The organism is Kocuria rhizosphaericola (assembly GCF_044462205.1).
In the GTDB taxonomy this organism is placed as follows: domain Bacteria; phylum Actinomycetota; class Actinomycetes; order Actinomycetales; family Micrococcaceae; genus Kocuria; species Kocuria rhizosphaericola.
Window position 1 is genome coordinate 19,108 of record NZ_JBISWK010000077.1, and the last position, 17,155, is coordinate 36,262.

Annotated in this window: 13 protein-coding genes; 9 read left to right on the forward strand and 4 right to left on the reverse strand. The window is 74.7% G+C overall.

The annotated features are described in order from the left end of the window. Position 1: 1 nt before the first annotated feature. From ACH9D2_RS07915 to ACH9D2_RS07925, 3 genes are all read left to right on the forward strand, one after another. A complete protein-coding gene (locus ACH9D2_RS07915) occupies positions 2–1,276 on the forward strand; it encodes an O-antigen ligase family protein (RefSeq protein ID WP_396362292.1) in 1,275 nt (424 codons plus the stop codon). Further along, positions 1,273–2,799 (forward strand): lipopolysaccharide biosynthesis protein, encoded by a 1,527-nt coding sequence (locus ACH9D2_RS07920; RefSeq protein WP_396362293.1) that lies wholly within the window; start codon positions 1,273–1,275, stop codon positions 2,797–2,799. The genes ACH9D2_RS07915 and ACH9D2_RS07920 overlap by 4 nt, the downstream gene beginning before the upstream one ends. Positions 2,800–2,968: 169 nt before the next feature. After that, complete coding sequence (locus ACH9D2_RS07925) at positions 2,969–4,330, forward strand: hypothetical protein (RefSeq protein WP_396362294.1); 1,362 nt, start codon at positions 2,969–2,971, stop codon at positions 4,328–4,330. A gap of 70 nt (positions 4,331–4,400) precedes the next feature. Here the strand turns inward: ACH9D2_RS07925 and ACH9D2_RS07930 are convergent, their stop codons facing one another. Both ACH9D2_RS07930 and rsmA read right to left on the reverse strand, forming a co-directional pair. Beyond that, positions 4,401–5,348 (reverse strand): 4-(cytidine 5'-diphospho)-2-C-methyl-D-erythritol kinase, encoded by a 948-nt coding sequence (locus tag ACH9D2_RS07930; protein ID WP_396362295.1) that lies wholly within the window; start codon positions 5,346–5,348, stop codon positions 4,401–4,403. Continuing rightward, on the reverse strand, positions 5,345–6,247 hold the full coding sequence (gene rsmA / locus ACH9D2_RS07935) for a 16S rRNA (adenine(1518)-N(6)/adenine(1519)-N(6))-dimethyltransferase RsmA (RefSeq protein WP_396362296.1): 903 nt from the start codon (positions 6,245–6,247) through the stop codon (positions 5,345–5,347). The genes ACH9D2_RS07930 and rsmA overlap by 4 nt, the downstream gene beginning before the upstream one ends. 271 nt (positions 6,248–6,518) lie before the next feature. Between rsmA and ACH9D2_RS07940 the strand changes: the two genes are divergently transcribed. After that, the gene (locus ACH9D2_RS07940; RefSeq protein ID WP_396362297.1) at positions 6,519–7,415 is read left to right on the forward strand and encodes a DUF559 domain-containing protein; all 897 of its coding nucleotides are present in this window, start codon (positions 6,519–6,521) and stop codon (positions 7,413–7,415) included. A 203-nt stretch (positions 7,416–7,618) separates the two neighbouring features. Here ACH9D2_RS07940 and ACH9D2_RS07945 read toward each other — a convergent pair whose 3' ends face one another. After that, a complete protein-coding gene (locus ACH9D2_RS07945) occupies positions 7,619–8,632 on the reverse strand; it encodes a TatD family hydrolase (protein WP_396362298.1) in 1,014 nt (337 codons plus the stop codon). A gap of 123 nt (positions 8,633–8,755) precedes the next feature. Between ACH9D2_RS07945 and ACH9D2_RS07950 the strand changes: the two genes are divergently transcribed. From ACH9D2_RS07950 to ACH9D2_RS07960, 3 genes are read left to right on the forward strand one after another with little or no spacing between them, the layout of a single operon-like run. Beyond that, positions 8,756–9,706 carry an AAA family ATPase gene (locus ACH9D2_RS07950; protein ID WP_396362299.1) on the forward strand — a complete coding sequence of 317 codons (951 nt, stop codon included), beginning with the start codon at positions 8,756–8,758 and terminating at the stop codon, positions 9,704–9,706. After that, a complete protein-coding gene (locus ACH9D2_RS07955) occupies positions 9,703–11,067 on the forward strand; it encodes a DUF58 domain-containing protein (RefSeq protein ID WP_396362300.1) in 1,365 nt (454 codons plus the stop codon). Before ACH9D2_RS07950 ends, ACH9D2_RS07955 begins: the two co-directional genes overlap by 4 nt. Beyond that, complete coding sequence (locus ACH9D2_RS07960) at positions 11,064–13,466, forward strand: transglutaminaseTgpA domain-containing protein (protein WP_396362301.1); 2,403 nt, start codon at positions 11,064–11,066, stop codon at positions 13,464–13,466. Before ACH9D2_RS07955 ends, ACH9D2_RS07960 begins: the two co-directional genes overlap by 4 nt. A gap of 102 nt (positions 13,467–13,568) precedes the next feature. Here the strand turns inward: ACH9D2_RS07960 and ACH9D2_RS07965 are convergent, their stop codons facing one another. Next, positions 13,569–14,411: a formate/nitrite transporter family protein gene (locus tag ACH9D2_RS07965; RefSeq protein ID WP_396362302.1), complete on the reverse strand. Its 843-nt coding sequence runs from the start codon at positions 14,409–14,411 to the stop codon at positions 13,569–13,571. A 641-nt stretch (positions 14,412–15,052) separates the two neighbouring features. Here ACH9D2_RS07965 and ACH9D2_RS07970 point away from each other — a divergent pair. Then, positions 15,053–15,817: a lysyl oxidase family protein gene (locus ACH9D2_RS07970; protein WP_396362303.1), complete on the forward strand. Its 765-nt coding sequence runs from the start codon at positions 15,053–15,055 to the stop codon at positions 15,815–15,817. Next, entirely contained in the window at positions 15,811–16,851 is a 1,041-nt protein-coding gene (locus tag ACH9D2_RS07975; protein ID WP_396362304.1) for a hypothetical protein, read from the forward strand. The genes ACH9D2_RS07970 and ACH9D2_RS07975 overlap by 7 nt, the downstream gene beginning before the upstream one ends. The last annotated feature ends 304 nt before the right edge of the window (positions 16,852–17,155 follow it).

Consider the following 17,155-nt stretch of genomic DNA (forward strand, 5'->3'; position numbering starts at 1 on the left):
CGTGGCGCTCCTGACCTCGTCGGTGGTGCGGCCGGCGCCGGTGCGCCGCACCACCGGCGCCCTGCCCGCCTGGCCGCTGCTGGTCCTGTTCTGGGGGCTGCCCCTGATCTGGGCCTCCGGCGCCCTGCAGTTCGCCCCGGCGCTGCTCGCCGTGGCCATGCTCTTCCTGCTCGTGCTCCGCCGTGGTGTCACGGTCCCGTGGCCGGCGTGGGTGCTCGGCGTGTTCCTGCTGTGGATGGCGGCGAGCTCGGTGCAGATCGAGGGGTTCGGCTCCTGGATGGGCTTCGCGCTGCGCTGGGTGAACATCTTCGCCGCGCTGATCTACTTCGTCTACTACTGGAACGCCCGGGAGACGCTGGACCACCGGCGGTTCCTGCGGGCCGCCGTGGTCGCGTGGGCCACGCTCGTGGGCCTCGGCCTGCTGACGTTCGTGATCCCCGAGGCGCGGCTGACCACCCCGATCGGCCTGCTGCTGCCGGAGGGCATCACCTCCAACGCGCTCGTGCAGAACTTCTTCTTCCCGCCCCTGGCGGAGGTCCAGCTGCCCTGGGGGGCGCCCGAGCCCTACAACCGGCCGGCCGCCCCGTTCCCGTACACCAACGGGTGGGGCTCCGGGTTCGTGCTCCTCACGCCCCTGGTGCTCGCCTACCTCACCACCGTCCGCTTCCGCGCCCGGCACCTGCTGATCGTGGCCGGGCTGCTGGCCTCGCTCGCCCCGGCCGTGGCCACGACCAACCGCGGCATGTTCCTCGGCATCGCGGTGGCGCTCGGGTACGTGATGGTCCGGATGGTCCTGCGGGGCCGGATCGGGGTGGCCCTGGCCGGTGTCGTGGGCGTCGCCGCCGTCGGCGGGTGGCTCGTGGCCAGCGGCGCCGTGGAGCGGATCCTGGGCCGGCAGGAGTACAGCGACAGCACGGGCACCCGGTCCGACCTGTACCGTGACACCTTCCTGGCCACCCTGGAATCGCCCCTGCTGGGCTACGGGGCGCCCCTGTACGACGAGACCGTCGGCATCGAGATGGGCACCCAGGGCTACGTCTGGACCCTCATGTTCTGCTACGGGCTCGTGGGCCTGGGCCTGTTCGTGGCCTATCTGCACGGGACCACGCTGATGACCCTGAAGGTCCGCACCACCACCGGGATGCTCGTGCACTCCGCGCCCGTGGCCGCGTGCATGTTCTTCACCTACTACGGCCTCGACGCGGTGCAGTTCATCCTGATCAGCCTGAGCCTGGCCGTGCTGCTGCGCTCCCGGCGCTACGGGGAGGGGCTGTGACCCCGCAGCCGCTGGCGCGCTCGGGCTCGCTCACCTTCGCCTTCGTGGTCACCGGCGCGGGTCTGGCCTTCGCCGCCACGCTGGTGGTCTCCAACGCCTCGGGCGCGGCGGCGGCGGGGCAGTTCTTCCAGGTGGTGGCCGTGCTGGCGATCGCCACGACCCTGTCCACCTTCGGCGCCGACACCGGGCTGGTGCGGGCGGTCCCCGCCCTCACCGCCCGGGGCCAGGCCTCCGCGGTGCGCGGAGTGCTGCGGATCGCGGGGCGGCCGGTGCTCGTGCTCGCCGTGGGCGTCGCCGGCACGGCGGCCGTGCTCACGGCCCTGCCGGGGGTCCTGCCCGAGGGCGTCGGCCCCGCCGTCCTGCTGGCGGCGCCCTTCCTCGTGCTGGGGGCCGTGCTCAACCTCGCCTTCGGCGCCCTGCGCGGGCTGCACCGGGTGCCGACCTTCTCCTTCCTCCAGAACGTGGTGCTGCCCTCGCTGCGGGTGCTCGCCGTGCTCGCCGTCGTCGTCGCCGGCGGCGGGCTGCTCGCCCTGACGGCGGCCTGGACGGTGCCGGTCGCCGTGGTCGCCGTGCTCGCCCTCGTGCTGCTGCGCCGGTACCTCCGGGACCTTCGCGACGAGCCCGGGGCCGCTCCCCCGCCGGGGACGGGAGTCCAGCGGCGGGCGTTCTGGTCCTTCTCCTCCGCCCGCGGCGTGACCGCCTTCGTCGAGGCGCTGCTCGAGTGGCTCGACGTGCTGCTGGTCGCCGCGTTCCTGGGTCCTGCCGCGGCGGGCGTCTACGGCGTGGTCAACCGGTGCATCCGCGTGGGCGCCATGCTCGACCACACCGCGCGCATCGTCACCGGCCCGTCCATCAGCGCGGCACTCGCGGTCGACGACCTCGCCACCGCCCGCTCCGTGTTCACCCGCACCACCGCGGTGCTCGTGGCCGGCGCCTGGCCCTTCTACCTGACCCTCCTGCTGTTCGGACCGGTCGTCCTGTCCTTCTTCGGCGAGGGCTTCGAGTCCGGCTACCCCGCGATGCTCGTCATCGCCTCCGCCATGCTCCTGGCCGTCTCGGCCGGCGGGGTGCAGTCCCTGCTGCTGATGGCCGGGCGCAGCCGGTGGCAGCTGATGAACAAGTCCGCCGCCCTGGCCGTGGCGGTGGCCCTGAACCTGTGGCTGATCCCGCAGTGGGGCCTCGTGGGGGCGGCCACGGCGTGGGCGGCGTCGGTGCTCACCGACACGGGGCTGGCCCTGTTCCAGTCCGTGCGGCTGCTCGGCATCTCCCCGCGCTGGTCCGTGGTGGGCGCCATCGCCGCGGCCGCGGCGGTGCTCACGGGAGGAGGCGGGCTGCTGGTCCGCGCCCTGCTCGGGACGAGCCCCACCGGACTGTTCGTCCACCTCGCGCTGACCGGTCTGCTCGTGGCCGGCGCCGGTGCGGTGTTCGTGCTCCGGAGCCGGTCCGCCGTCCGGGGGACGGACTCCGAGGCCTGTGGCCCGAAGAGGCCACGGAGTTCCAGGGACCTGCTGTGGTCCCGTTGAGTTTGCATCTGTAACATTCAAATCGATCGACATCGGATCAGGACGCCGCCGGCCGGGCTGGACTCGGCAGCGCTTCCCGAGGCCCGGGTCGGCCACCCGCCGGGGGGCGGAGGCCGGCCACGACCGCTCCGACCGAGACGACACGCGATCCACCAGGGGGGAAATCCACATGAGCGAGACACTGAACACCATCGGCGCCGATCGGCGCCGGACCCGGGACGACACCGTCCGGACCCGGCCGCGCCGCCCGGAGCCGGCGGACCCGACGCCGCCGTGGCGCCGCGTCCTGCGCCGGTGGCCCACGATCCTCAGCACCTGGCTCATCGTGCTGGCCGCCGCCCTCGTGGCGGGTCTCCTGTGGCCGCCGACCTACCAGGCCACCGCCTCGATGACCGTCACCCCGAGCGCGGTGAACCCGCTCACGGGCGACTCCGGCTTCGAGGAGGTCGAGATGCAGACGGAGATGGCCACGATGGCCTCGCAGCGCATCACGTTGCGCGCCGCCGCCCTGCTGCAGGACGTCCCCGTCGAGGAGGCGGACCCCGCGCTGGCCGAGGACCTGCTCGAGCGGCTGTCGACCACCGCCCCGGACGACACCCAGGTGCTCCGGGTGACGGTGACCGCCGAGGACCCCGAGCAGGCCGCCGAGCGGGCCAACGCCCTGGCCACCGCCTACCTGGCCGACCGCGGCGAGGACGTGCAGACCACCGCCGACGACACTCTGGCGCGCATCGACAAGTCCATCGCCGGCCTCGAGCGCAGCGACGACGACTCCTCCAGCCTGCGGCAGCTGCGCGAGCAGCGCACCGCCCTCGCCCTCATCGCCCCGACTCCGGGCCGCGTGATCAGCGAGGCCACGCCGCCGCAGGAGCCCTCCTCCGCCGGTCTGCTGCTCTTCGTGGCCGGCGGACTGGTCGGCGGACTGGTTCTCGGCGCCCTCGCCGGCGCCCTCCGGGAGCGGGCCGACCGCAGCGTGCGGCGGCCCGACCGGCTCGCCGACGCAACCGGCTCGCCCGTGGTGGTGCTGGCCTCCGAGGAAGACGAGAACGGCGCCCTCGAGCTGCTGCGCCGGCTCTCCCAGGACGAGGACCGCGCGGTGCCGCGGCCGGGCTCCCGGATCGCCGTGCACTCGACCCTGCCCGGCCAGGCCGCGGTCGTCGTGCAGGCCCTGGACAACGTGGTCTCCTCGTGGGGCGGCACCGTGGAGATCGTGGGCGCGGACACGCTCACGGACTCCGTGGGCCCGCTGGGCGACACGAACTGGCTGGGCATGGACGACACCACGCCCTCCCTGCTCGTGGCCACGGTCCAACCCCGCGCCGGGGCGGCCGAGCTGGCCGCCCTGACCGACCGGGTCGACGGCGTGGTGCTGGCCGTCGAGCCCCGTGGCCGGCTGCGCCGGTTCCAGGAGCGGTTCGAGCGGCTCAGCGGCCGCGGCGCCGCGGTCGTCCCCGCGTTCGTCGTGCAGCGTCAGGTGCGCCCGAGCGCGGACCCGGTGCCGGCCCAGGACGCCTCGCCGCAGCGCCACTGATCGTCCGCCGGCGCCGCCTGGACCCGGGAGGTCAGGTCAGATCCAGGCGCCGGCGGCCGGAAGCCAGGGGTCAGGGAGCACGCACCGCGAGAGCGGGCGCTCCCTGGCCCCTGAGCACGTCCGCGAGGTCCCCGGCCGCGGCGGCGTCCGCCACCAGGTGCGCCACCGTGGGCCCGGACCCGGAGACGAAGCCCGCCAGGGCGCCGGCGGCCGCACCCGCGGCCAGCACCGGCTCCAGCTGCGGGGCGAGCGAGAGCGCCGCGGCCTGCAGGTCGTTGGCCAGCAGCGGGGCCAGCTCCTCTGCCGCGCCGGCGCCCAGGACGTCCTCGAGCTCCGCCGGCAGCCGGGGCGGCGGGACGTCCTCGTGCGCGCGCAGGCGGTCCAGCTCGGCGTAGACGGCGGGCGTCGACAGTCCCGCCCCGGCCGCCACGAGGACCAGGTGCAGCGGGGCGCCGACCGCCACCGGGCGCAGCCGCGCCCCCGTCCCGGTGCCCACCGCCGCCCCGCCGGTGAGCGCGAACGGCACGTCGGCGCCGAGACCGGCCGCGAGCTCGAGCAGCGCGTCGTCGTCGAGCGCCGGACCCCCGGAGACCCGGGCGGCGAGCCGGTTCACGGCGAGCAGCGCCGCCGCGGCGTCCGCGGAGCCCCCGCCCATGCCGCCGGCCACGGGCACGGCCTTGTCGATCTGCAGGTGCAGTCCGCCCACGAGCGGCGGGAAGCGCGCGAGCACGGCCTCGGCGGCGCGGACCGCGAGGTTGGACCCGTCGGTGGGCACCGCGTCCAGGGAGAACGTCCCCTGCTCGATCTGCTGGGCCACGAGCGAGCCGGGGACCGCCGCCACGCCCACGGTGGTGCCGGCGCCCCGGGTCAGCGTGGCCGTGACGGTCTCCCCCGTGCTCACCGCGCAGTACAGGCTCGCGACGTCGTGGTAGCCGTCCGGGCGCGGCGGGCCCGCGGCGAAGAACAGGTTGACCTTGCCGGGCGCGGCGGCGCGCTCCGTGGGCGGCATCGTGGTCATCCGCCGCGCACCCCGGCCGTCAGTCCCGCGGCGGCGCCGGCCTGCGCGATCCGGGCGAACTCGTGCACGTCCAGCTTCTCGCCGCGCTCGCCCGGGTCGATCCCGGCCGCCTCGAGGATCTCGCCGGCCGCCGCGGCGGAGCCCGCCCACCCGGCGAGGGCGGCCCGCAGGGTCTTGCGCCGCTGGGCGAAGGCCGCGTCCACGGCCGCGAAGACCAGCTCCCGGTCCACGTCCGCGACCGGCTGCTCGCGGCGCACGAAGCGCACCAGCCCCGAGGCGATCTTCGGCGCCGGCCAGAACACGTTCTTCCCGATGGTCCCGGCCTTGGTGACCTCGGCGTACCAGGAGGCCTTGACCGACGGCACCCCGTAGACCTTGGAGCCCGGTGCCGCGGCCAGCCGGTCCGCGACCTCCTCCTGCACCATCACCAGCCCGCGGCGGATCGAGGGGAAGCGGGCCAGCAGGTGCAGCAGCACCGGCACGGCCACATTGTAGGGCAGGTTCGCCACCAGGGCGGTCGGCTCGGCGGGCAGCTCCTCGACGCGCATGGCGTCCTGCTCGAGCACGGTCAGCCGGCCCGCCAGCTCGGGGCGCAGGCGCTCCACGGTGTGCGGCAGCTGCGCCGCCAGCGGCGGGTCGATCTCCACGGCCACGACGCGCTCGGCGGCGTCCAGCAGCCCGAGGGTCAGCGACCCCAGGCCGGGCCCCACCTCGAGCACGGTCTCGTGCTCGCCCAGCCGCGCGGCGGCGATGATCCGCCGGATCGTGTTGGGGTCGATCACGAAGTTCTGCCCGAGCGTCTTGGTCGGCCGGATGCCGAGCTGCTCCGCGAGCGCGCGGATCTCCGCGGGCCCCAGCAGGGCGCGGGCGGCGGGCTCTGGCGCGGTGGATTCTGTCACCGGGACATCGTATCGGCCCCCTGCCCTGTCCCTCCTCCTGCCGCTACCCCGACCGCCGAGCCCCCACTGTCGCTCCGTGTCCCCACGAATCGGCATGGGGAGATGCGACTGCATTGGGGAATGGGCGGGGTCGCGGCGGGATGGCGGCGGGGTCGCGGCGGGGACGCCATCTCCGCTCCCCATTGCAGTGCTGGCTGTCCGATCCGATCTCTTGTTCCTCCGCACGGCGATGCCGCGCCACCGGGGGCTCCGGCCGATCTATCAACAGGGCATGACCGACCTCATGAGTCTCACCCAGCTGCACGACACCGGCCTCAGCGGCCACGAGATCCGGCGCCGCCTCCGCGACGGAGAGCTCCACCGGGTCCACCCGGGGTACTTCACGACGTCGGAGGCCTACCGGCGGCTCAGACCCGAGGAGCAGTCGTTGCTCCGGCACCGGGCGCTCAGCCGCGCCGCTTCCGTGCCGCCGGTGTTCTGTCTCGCCTCGGCCGCCCTGGTGCACGGCCTCGGCCTCCGGCGCGTCCCGGCCCGCCTGCACACGCTCACCCGGCCAGGACAGGGAACCCACAACGGGTACGCCGGCGTCGTCAGGCACCAGGAGCCGCTGCCGGAGTCCGACGTCGCCACGGTCGACGGGCTCCGGGCCACATCGGGCGAGCGAACACTCCTCGACTGCGCCCGGCTGCTCCCTTTCGCCGACGCCGTGGTCCTCGCCGACCAGGCGCCCCGCTTCGGTCTCACTCGGGTCCGGCTGGAGAACCGTCTCCTGGAGTGGGCGGGCCGGCGGGGCGTGCGCAGAGCCCGGTGCGTGCTGGACGCCATGGACACGCGCTCCGAATCCGTGGGTGAGACCCTCACCCGGCTCATGCTGGCGGAGTCCGCCCTGCCGGCGCCGGAGCTGCAGTGGGTGATCGTGGGCCGGACGGGGTCCTACCGGGCCGACTTCGCGTGGCCCGAACAACGACTGGTGCTCGAGTTCGACGGCGAGTGCAAGTACGCCGACTCAGCCGCCACCGTGATCCGCAACGAGCGGCGGCGCGAGGTCGAGATCCAGGAGCAGGGATGGACCGTCATCCGGGTGGGGTGGCACGACGTCGTGCGCGCTCCCGCCGCGACCGTCGCCCGGATCGAGGCCGCACTGCGCCGCTCGCCCGGATCCCGCTGACCCCCGCGGCACCCCCGCTGCACCGCGGCACCGCTGTTGCACCGCTCCGATGCACCCCTGTTGCACCGCCGAGTCCCCATGCCGCTTCTGTTTCCCCACGAACGTTCGTGGGGAAANCGAGGACGCCAGAGCGTGGGGACTCGGCGACGTGGGCGGCTGGGAGGGTGTGGTGGGAGGGTGTGCTGGGCGGAGGGCGGGCGGGATCAGAACTGCCCGTACACCTCGACCGTGTTCGCCCAGAGGCGCTCGCACAGCGGCTCCAGCTCCTGCTCCAGGATCCCGGCCATGCCGCGCACCGTGTAGTTGACCACGTAGCTGGCGTTGGGCCGGCCCCGGTAGGGGTGCGGGGTGAGGAACGGCGCGTCGGTCTCGGTGAGCACCAGCTCCGGGCGGGCGGTGCGCAGCGCGGCCCTGAGGTCGTGACTGTTCTTGAAGGTGACGGTGCCGGAGAAGGACATGTACCAGCCGTGCTCGTTGCAGATCCGTGCGAGCTCCTCGTCCCCGGAGAAGCAGTGGAAGACGGTGCGCTCGGGGGCGCCCTCCTCCAGCAGCACGGCGACGACGTCGGCGTGGGCGTCCCGGTCGTGGATCTGCAGCGCCTTGCCGGTCTCCTTGGCGAAGCGGATGTGCTCCCGGAAGGACGCCTTCTGGTGCTCCCGGCCCTCCCCCTCGGTGCGGTAGTGGTCGAGACCGGTCTCGCCGAAGGCCCGGACCCGCTCGTGGTCCCCCAGCTCGCGGACCGCGGCGAGCGCCTCGTCGAGGGTCCCGGCGGCCGCGAGCTTCGGCACCTCGTTGGGGTGCAGCGCCACCGCGGCCAGTACCCGGGGGTCGGCGCGGGCCGCGGCCACGGCGAAGCGGGAGGACGGGACGTCGCAGCCGACCTGGACGAGCCCGCCCACCCCGGCGAGGGCGGCGGCGTCCGCGGCGTCCCGGACCGAGACCTGGACCTGGCCGTCCTGCAGGTCCAGGTGGGTGTGGTTGTCGACCACCGGGTGCGGCAGCGGCTCCGGCGCGGGCGGGTAGGCGAGGTTGCGGCGGCGCCCGTCGTCGGCCTGGGCGGAGCGGCGCCGGGTGCCCTCCCCCGCGGGGACGTCCTCGGGCACGGCGTAGTGCTCGGGGTCGTAGGCGGCGGGTGCCCCGCCCGGGGCGGGAGCGGGCCGGGCGGCGGGGTCCGGCCACAGGGACGCGGCGAGGAGGGTGGCGTTGGGGTCGGTCACGGGCGGCACCTCAGGGAGAGTCGGGGAACAGGACGGGGAACACGCGGCACCGACCAATCTACGAGCTGCGCCCCGTGCGGACATACTGGGAGCTGCAGACGCGAGCAGGAAGCCGAGGAGACCATGCAGTCCTTCCCCCAGTACACGCAGGCGATCCTGGACCGGATCAACACGGTGATCGACGGCAAGCCCGAGGCGGCGCGCACGGCCCTGAGCGTGCTGCTGGCCGGCGGGCACCTGCTGGTCGAGGACGTGCCGGGCGTGGGCAAGACCATGCTGGCGCGCACGCTGGCGAGCGCGATCGGCGGGACGGTCTCGCGCGTGCAGTTCACCCCGGACCTGCTGCCCACGGACATCACGGGCGTCTCGGTCTACGACCAGGCCCGGCGGGAGTTCGAGTTCAAGCCCGGGCCGGTGTTCGCCAACGTGGTGATCGGGGACGAGATCAACCGGGCCTCGGCCAAGACCCAGTCCGCGCTGCTCGAGTGCATGGCGGAGGGTCAGGTCACGGCGGACGGCACGACCTACCGGCTGTCGACCCCGTTCATGGTGGTGGCCACGCAGAACCCCGTGGAGATGGACGGCACCTTCCCCCTGCCGGAGGCGCAGCGGGACCGGTTCACGGCCCGGATCTCGATGGGCTACCCGGACACCGAGGCCGAGATGCTGATGCTCTCCGACCACGGCGGCGGCTCCCCGCTGGAGGGCCTGCAGCCGGTGGTCTCCCTCGAGGACGCGGCCCGCCTGGTGGCGCACGTGCGCGGGATCCACGTCTCGGACGCGGTGCGCGCCTACGTGGTGGCCCTGGGCCAGGCCACGCGCTCGCACCCCCAGATCCGGCTGGGCGCCAGCCCCCGGGCGCTGCTCCAGCTGCAGGCCGCGGCCCGTGCGGAGGCGGCCCTGAGCGGGCGCGAGTACGTCCTGCCCGACGACGTGCGGGCGGTCGCGGTGCCGGTGCTCTCCCACCGCCTGATCCTGGACCGCCGCGCCGGCACGGACTCCGCGGAGCAGCTGGTGCGGGCGGTGCTGGACGAGGTGCGGGTCCCGGCCGAGCCCACCCCCCGGACCCGATGAGGCGCCGGCCGGAGCCGACGGCGGAGGGCGAGCGGGCGGAGCAGCCCGTGGACTCCCGCGCCCGGTTCACGGGGCGCGGCTGGGCGTTCCTCGGTGCGGGTGCGCTGTGCCTGCTGCTGGCCACCTGGCTGGGCCGCAAGGACGTGCTCGCCCTGGCCCTGTTCCTGGGCGGGGCCCCGCTGTTCGCGGCCCTGTCCCTGTACGTGGTCAAGCCGAGGGTGCTGCTCAAGCGCGGTGTGGACCCGGCGCTCGTGACGGCCGGGGACTCCGCCGTGGTCCGGCTGCGCGTGCGGCACCGGACCCGGCGCGGCGGGACGGTCACCGGGGCGGTCGCCGTGCACGAGACGGTCCCCGAACCGCTGGGCGGGGACCGTGAGCTGAGCGTCGAGGCCGGCGGGGAGCCCGCCGCGTACACCGTGCGGCCGCGCCGCCGCGGCGTGTACGCCCTCGGACCGGCCACCGTGCGGGTCGCGGACCCCTTCGGGCTCGCCGCCGAGCTGCTGGACGCCTCCGAGCGCACGTCCCTGCACGTGGCGCCGGACCCCGTGGAGCTGCCGGAGATCAGCGCAGACCGGCTGCGGGAGTCCGGCACCGACCCGTCCAGGACGGCGATGCCGCAACCGGGCCCGGACAACGTCACCACCCGCGAGTACCGCCACGGGGACCCCATGCGGCGGGTCCACTGGGCCGCCTCCGCCAAGCACGACCGGCTGATGGTCCGCCAGGAGGACCCCCGCAGCACCCGCCGCCTCACCCTGGTCCTGGACCGCGACGAGACCTCCTGGCCCGGGGAGCGGCTGTGGGCCGGCGTGCTCCCCAGCACCGCCGAGTTCGAGTGGGCCGTGTCCTTCACCGCCGCCGTGCTCGAGCACCTCACGCAGCGCGAGACCGCCGTGCACGCCCTCGACGCCTTCGGCCGCCCGCTGCCCCGCGGCGGGGAGGACGACGACGTCGCTCCCGCCCGCACCCGTGCCACCGCCGTCACCGACGACGGCGCCGAGGACGCCCGGCACGGACTGGCGCGGGTGCGTCCCGAGCCCGCGCCCGCCGGGGCGGAGGACGGCGTGCCGGCCGAGGACGCGCTGGCCGACCGGTTCGACCGCGACGGCCTGGTCCACCCCGTGCTGCTGGTCTCGGGGGACCTCTCCGCGGCGGCCGCCGAGCGGGTCCTGGGCGGCACGCAGCGGGCCGCCGCGGGCAGCGCGGTGCTCGTGGCCTCCTCCCCGGACCGGGTCCCGGACGGGGCGGAAGTGCTCGAGGCGGCGGGCTGGTCCGTCGTCGTCGTGCCCGCGTCCGCCGCGCCCGAGGACGCGTGGGCTCAGCTGGGCACCGGGGCCCGCACGACCGGGGCCGTCCGATGAGCGCCGCCGTCCGCGCCCCCTCGGCCCCGAGCCCCGCCGCCGGGCCGCCGGAGGCATCAGAGCCGGACCGCCGCCCGGCGCGCGCCGCCCTGGGACTGGCCGGCACGGTCCTCGTGGCGGTGTGGCTGTCCCTCGTGGCGCTGAGCGGCGTCCTCGACGGCGCGGGCTGGATCCCGGGGACGGTGCTCGCCGCGCTCGCCGTGGTCGCCGCGACCGCCACGTCCCGGGTGCTGCGGCTGCCGGGCGCGCTGGCGCCCCTGTTCGGCGCCGGCGCCCTGGTGCTCGTGCTCACGGTGCTGTTCCTGCGCGAGCCCGCGCTGCTCGGCCTCGTTCCCACCCCCGGGAGCCTGTCCCTCGGCGCGGAGCTGTGGCGGGAGGCCGCCGGGGTCGTCGCGGAACGGCCCGCCCCGTATCCGGAGGCCGCGGCGCTCGCATTCGTCGCGGCCCTCGCGACGGGCGTCGTGACCCTGTTCGTGGACACCGTGCTCGTGGCGCTGCGGCTGCCGGGGATCAGCGCGCTCGGCGTGCTCGCGCTGCTGGTGGTGCCCGCCCTGGTGCTCCCGGAGAGCGTGGGCGCGGCCGGGACGGCGGCCGCCGTGCTCGCCGCCCTGGTGCTGCTCGGCGGCGGCCGGCGCTTCGGCGCGGTGCGGGAGCCCCGCACCGCCGCGGCGCCGGGCAGCTGGCCGCGGGCCCTCGTGGTGGGCGCCGGCGTGCTCGCCGTGACCCTGCTGGTCCCGGGGCTGGTGCCCGGCTTCGTCAACGGCGCGTTCCCCCAGGGCAGCGGCCTGGCCGGCGAGCGCGCCTCCGGGGTGGGCCCGCTGCGGGCCGTGGGCCAGGACCTGCGCTCCGCGGAACAGCTGCCGCGCCTCGAGTACACGACGAGCACGGGCGAGCCCGAGCTGCTGCGGGTGCTCACCCTGGCCGACTTCTCCGGCGCGGAGTGGTTCCCCGACGCCACCGGGCTGGACCCCGGGCTCGAGGACCTCGGGCCCACCCCGTTCCAGCCGGTGGGCGACGGGCCCGAGCGCACCGCCGCCGTGGAGCTGCGGGACTGGTCGGAGCGCTGGTTGCCGCTGCCGTGGGTCCCCGTGGACGTGACGGGGCTCGAGGACGGCGACTGGGCCTGGAGCCCCCGGGACCTCGCCGTGCACGGAGAGCAGGTCCCCCCGGAGGGCGCTGCCTACGAGGTCCGCTCGATCGCGCCCGAGCCCACGTCCGCGCGGCTGCGCGAGGCCCCCGCCGCGCCGGAGACCCCGGAGCTCGCCCCGTTCCTGGAGCTGCCCGCAGAGACCCCGGCCGCCCTCCGGGACGCCGCCCGGGACCGGGCCGGGGACGCCCCCACGGCGTTCGACCAGGCCCTCGCCCTGCAGGAGTGGCTGCGCTCCGACGAGTTCCGCTACGACGTGGACGTCCCGCTCGAGCAGGGCTACGACGCCGGCGGCATGGGCTCCCTCGAGGAGTTCCTGGCCGTGCGCGCGGGCTACGCCGGGCACTTCGCCCCGGCGATGGCCGTCATGGCCCGCGAGCTCGGCATCCCCGCCCGCGTGGCGGTCGGCTACCTCCCGGCCACCGGACCGGAGGGATCGCCAGGTGCCGCACCGGGCGCCGAGGAGCCTTTCGGGGACGCGGCGGACCCGGGCGCCTTCGAGGTCCTGCCGCGCGACGCGCACGCGTGGCCGGAGCTGTGGTTCGAGGGGTCCGGGTGGGTGCGCTTCGAGCCGACCCCCGGCACCGGCGACCTCCCCGGCTACGCCGCCGAGGGGTCGCAGGACGGGGACGGTCAGTCCCAGGAGGGCGAGGGCACCGCCGAGCCCACCGGCGCACCGACCGACGCCCCCACCCCGGCGAGCACGGCGGACAGCCCCGAGACGGACGCCCCCTCGGCCGAACCGACGGCCGTGCCGACTCCGGAGGCCTCCGCCGCGCCCGTGCCCGAGGAGGACGCCGCCCCGGCGGCGTGGCTGCTCTGGCTGGGCGGAGTCCTGGCCGCCGCGCTGCTGGCTCTGCTGGCCGCCCTCCCCCGGCTCCTCCGGTCCCGGCGGCGCCGGCGCCGGCTGCGGGTCCTGGGCGACGCGGGGGCCCCGGCGTCGCAGCGGGCCCTGGCGGGATGGGCGGAGGTCGAGGACCTCGGCGTCGACCACGGGCTCGGCCGCGCCGCCGCGGAGACGCCCCGGGCGTACGTCGACCGGCTCGGGGCCGTGGTGCCGGCCGCCGCGGCGCCGCTGGGACGCCTGGGCCGGGACGTCGAGCGGGCCCTCTACGCCCCGGGCACCGCGGCGTGGTCGCCCGAGGCCGGGCCGGAGGACGTCACGGCGCTGCGGGCGGGTCTCGCCGAGCGCGGCGGACCCGGTGCCCGGCGCGCCCGGTGGCTCCCCCGGTCGGTGACGACCCGCCGCTGACCCCGGCACATCGCCGAGTCCCCGGGGGCTCGCAGTTCCCTCCGATCGACCGGGGGAGCTGCGAACCCCCGGGGGACTCGGCGCGGCAGCAGGACGATGCGCTCACGCGACCGGGACGCGATCCGCCCGCGGGGCAGGGCGGGCCCGGGCGGCCCCGGTGCGGGCGTGGGTGGCGTAGAGGGTGAGCCCCACGAACGTCAGCCCGCCCACGAGGTTGCCGAGCACGGTGGGGATCTCGTTCCACACCAGGTAGTCCAGGACGGAGAAGTCCCCGCCGAGCAGCAGACCGGAGGGGAAGAGGTACATGTTGACGATCGAGTGCTCGAAGCCCATGTAGAAGAACAGCATCACGGGCATCCACATCGCGATCACCTTGCCGGAGACGCTCGTGGACATCATCGCGGCGACCACGCCGGTGGAGACCATCCAGTTGCACAGCACGGCCCGGACGAACAGCGTGAGCATCCCGGCGGCGCCGAACTCGGCGTAGCCGACGGTGCGGCCCTCGCCGATCTCGCCGATCTGCTGACCGACCTCGTCCGGGGGCAGGGAGAAGCCGTAGGTGAAGATGATCGCCATCATCACGGCCACGGTGAACGCGCCGGCGAAGTTGCCCACGAACACCAGGCCCCAGTTCCGCAGCATCGAGCGGACGGTGACGCCGGGACGCCTGTCGATGAGCGCCAGGGGCACCAGCGTGAACACACCGGTCAGGAGGTCGAAGCCCAGCAGGTACAGCAGGCAGAAACCGACCGGGAAGAGCACGGCCCCGAGCAGCGGCTGGCCCGTCTGCACGGTGACCGTGACGGCGAACGCCGCGGCGAGCGCGAGGATGGCCCCGGCCATGAACGCCCTGATCAGGGTGTCGCGGGTGGACATGAAGACCTTCGCCTCTCCGGCGTCGATCATCTTCGTGACGAAGTCGGCGGGCAGCACGTAGGACATGGCATGGCTCCGTTGTTCGACGGACAGGAGGACGCCGGGGCCCGCGCCGCACGTGCCCGGATCCCGGCACCCCCGAGTCTGGCCGGGCCGTGTTTCCGGACCGTGTCGCCGTCCGCTCCCGCTGGTCAACTCGGCCTCACCGGGGCGCGGCCCCCGTGTGAGACCCGTCCGGGGCGCCGTGACCGGGCCGCTCCGGAGCGGCCCGCCGCCAGGGCATGTCTCATCCGCAGCCGTCCGGCCGGAAGCCGGCCGGCGCGGAGCCGGCGCGGCCATGGCTGCGTGGACGGTACACCGCCTGCTGCTCCGCCATGAGCTCGTCACCCCGGCGCGCTGCTCGACGGACCTGGCCGGCCGGCTCGGCCTCCGGAAGGAGCACTGCCTCGAGAGCGGGGTGCTGGACGTGTTGCCACGGCAGCGAGAAGCCTCCCGCGATGCCAGGTGAGGGACAGCTGCTCGGTCTCGTGCCTTGACGACTTCACGTTCACAAATGCATAGTGATGCCTGACGTCAGCCGCGTCCTTCGCGGCGACCGGGGGAAATCTGAATCGGACGCGCCCGCGTGCGAATGGCCGTTGGCTGCGCCGGAGCGGTGCGGTTCCGACCGCGTAGGGGGATATCAAGTCATGGGGACTTCTCGGGCTGTGCTCGCCACAGCTGCCACCGCTGCCACCGCCTTGCTGCTGGGTGCAGTGACGCCGGCGACCGCGGATCACGGCTCAGCGCCGCACCGTGTCGCGGGGCCGGAGGATCGGCTGCCCGACCTGCAGATCGAGCCGTTGAGCGACCTCCGCGTCCAGATCCTCGAGGGCCGTCGCGTCCTGCGGTTCACCGCTGTCATCGCCAACCGCGGTGACGGGGCGCTCGAACTGACGGCGAGCAGGACCAGCACCTCAACCCAGGAGATGCCCGTCGTCCAGCGCATCTACCAGCGGGACGGTGGCTACGAGTCCGTCCCGACCGATGCGGTGGTGAGCTATGCAGTGGCAGACAAGCACAGCCACTGGCACCTGCAGCACGCTGCCCAGTACAGCCTGCGGGTGCCCGGCGAGGAGCATCCGCGTGTCGCGCACAAGGAGGGCTTCTGCCTCATCGACGACGTTCGCCTGCCCGGCGCCTCTGCTGCTGAACCTGCCGAGTCTGCCGAATATCTCGGCTGCGAGGAGGGCCTGACGGAGAGTCGTTCGGTGACGCAGGGCATATCGGTCGGTTGGGGCGACCCGTACTCGTTCGACGTGTGGGGTCAGTGGATCGACCTGACCGGGCTGCCTCTGCCAGGACGCTACTGCGTGGAAGCCACCGCTGATCCGCGCGGGCTGCTGGCGGAGACCGACACGGGGAACAACACCACCACGACGCTGGTCGACCTCACGTCCGACGACGTCAAGGTCGTGGACACCGGGTGCTGAGCCGCACATCACCGCCCGAGATGCCCCCGGCCCCGGAAGGGTCTGCCGGCGCTCGGGCCCTGGAGATCATTCGCGCCGTGCATCCCAGCGCAGCAGGTACCAAGGAGAACATCACACCGATGCAGAAGCCCACATCCGTATCCCGCGCCCGGGCCGGCCTGTGCCCGGCACTCCTGTTGGCGATGACCCTGACGGCGTGTGCGCCCGAGACGAGCGCGCTCGAGCCGCCGGGCGGGCCGGCGGCCACTGAGGTGCCGACGCAGGCGGCCCCCGGCCAGGGGTCGCCTGAAGACCAGTTGCTGTCACCGCCTCCGCAGTCCATCGAGGTGGCGTGGACGGAGCTTCCCGGCAAGTTCCAGGAGATCGGCGTCGGTGGCATCGGCGAAGACCCGTCGGTCTGGGCGCTCAGCGATCAGCCCTGGCCCGGTGGCCCTGAGGTCAACTGGTGGAACGGCGACGGATGGGATGCCCTCGGGCGGGATGCTGCTGCTCTCGACGTGGGCCCGAGCGGGTACCCATGGATAGTCGACTCCGAGGGCCGCATCTTCGAGTGGGACGGCTCGGACTGGATCGACCGGCCGGGAAGCGCCCGCGACATCGGCATCGGGGCCGACGGCTCGGTCTGGATCGTCGGCACCGACCCGGTGCCGGGCGGCTACGGCATCCACCGGTGGACCGAGACGGGCTGGGAGCAAGCACCCGGTGGCGCTGTCGCCATCGACGTCGCCACGCAGGGCGATGCCGCCGTGGGACACCAGAGCGAGCCGTGGATCATCGACGAGAACAACCGCATCTCCCGCTGGACCGGCTCCGAGTGGGCGCAGCAACCCGGAGAGGCCCGGGACATCGGGGTGGGCGCCAACGGAGCCGTGTGGATCATAGGGACGGCTTCGGCGCCCGGGGGCCACAGCATCGCCACGTGGAACGGTGAGGGCTGGGCCTCCGCGCCCGGCGGCGCCGTGAGGATCAGTGTCGACGCCGACGGTTTCCCCTACGTGGTGACCGACGACAACCGGCTCTTGCGCGGGACGTGACCCTGCGCTGATGCCCCGGGCGCGGCCGGGGCCCACGAGCACCGCCAGAGGACTTCCGGCGTCATCGACCGGACAGTGGATCTTCGTCGACAGACCGCCACGGGAGCGGCCCACCTCGTGATCAGCCGGCTCTTCGGGAAGATTCGTGCCGTTCGAGCCTGCCCTTCTGCTGCGCACGACGTTCGTGGCGTGCTGAGGGGACCGGTCGACGGTGGAGTCCACCGACACCGCCCAGTCGATCAGTTCGACCCCCTGCGCCTCGGTCGGCAGCGCGGCCGGCACCCGGTCCCAGGTTCCGTCCGCG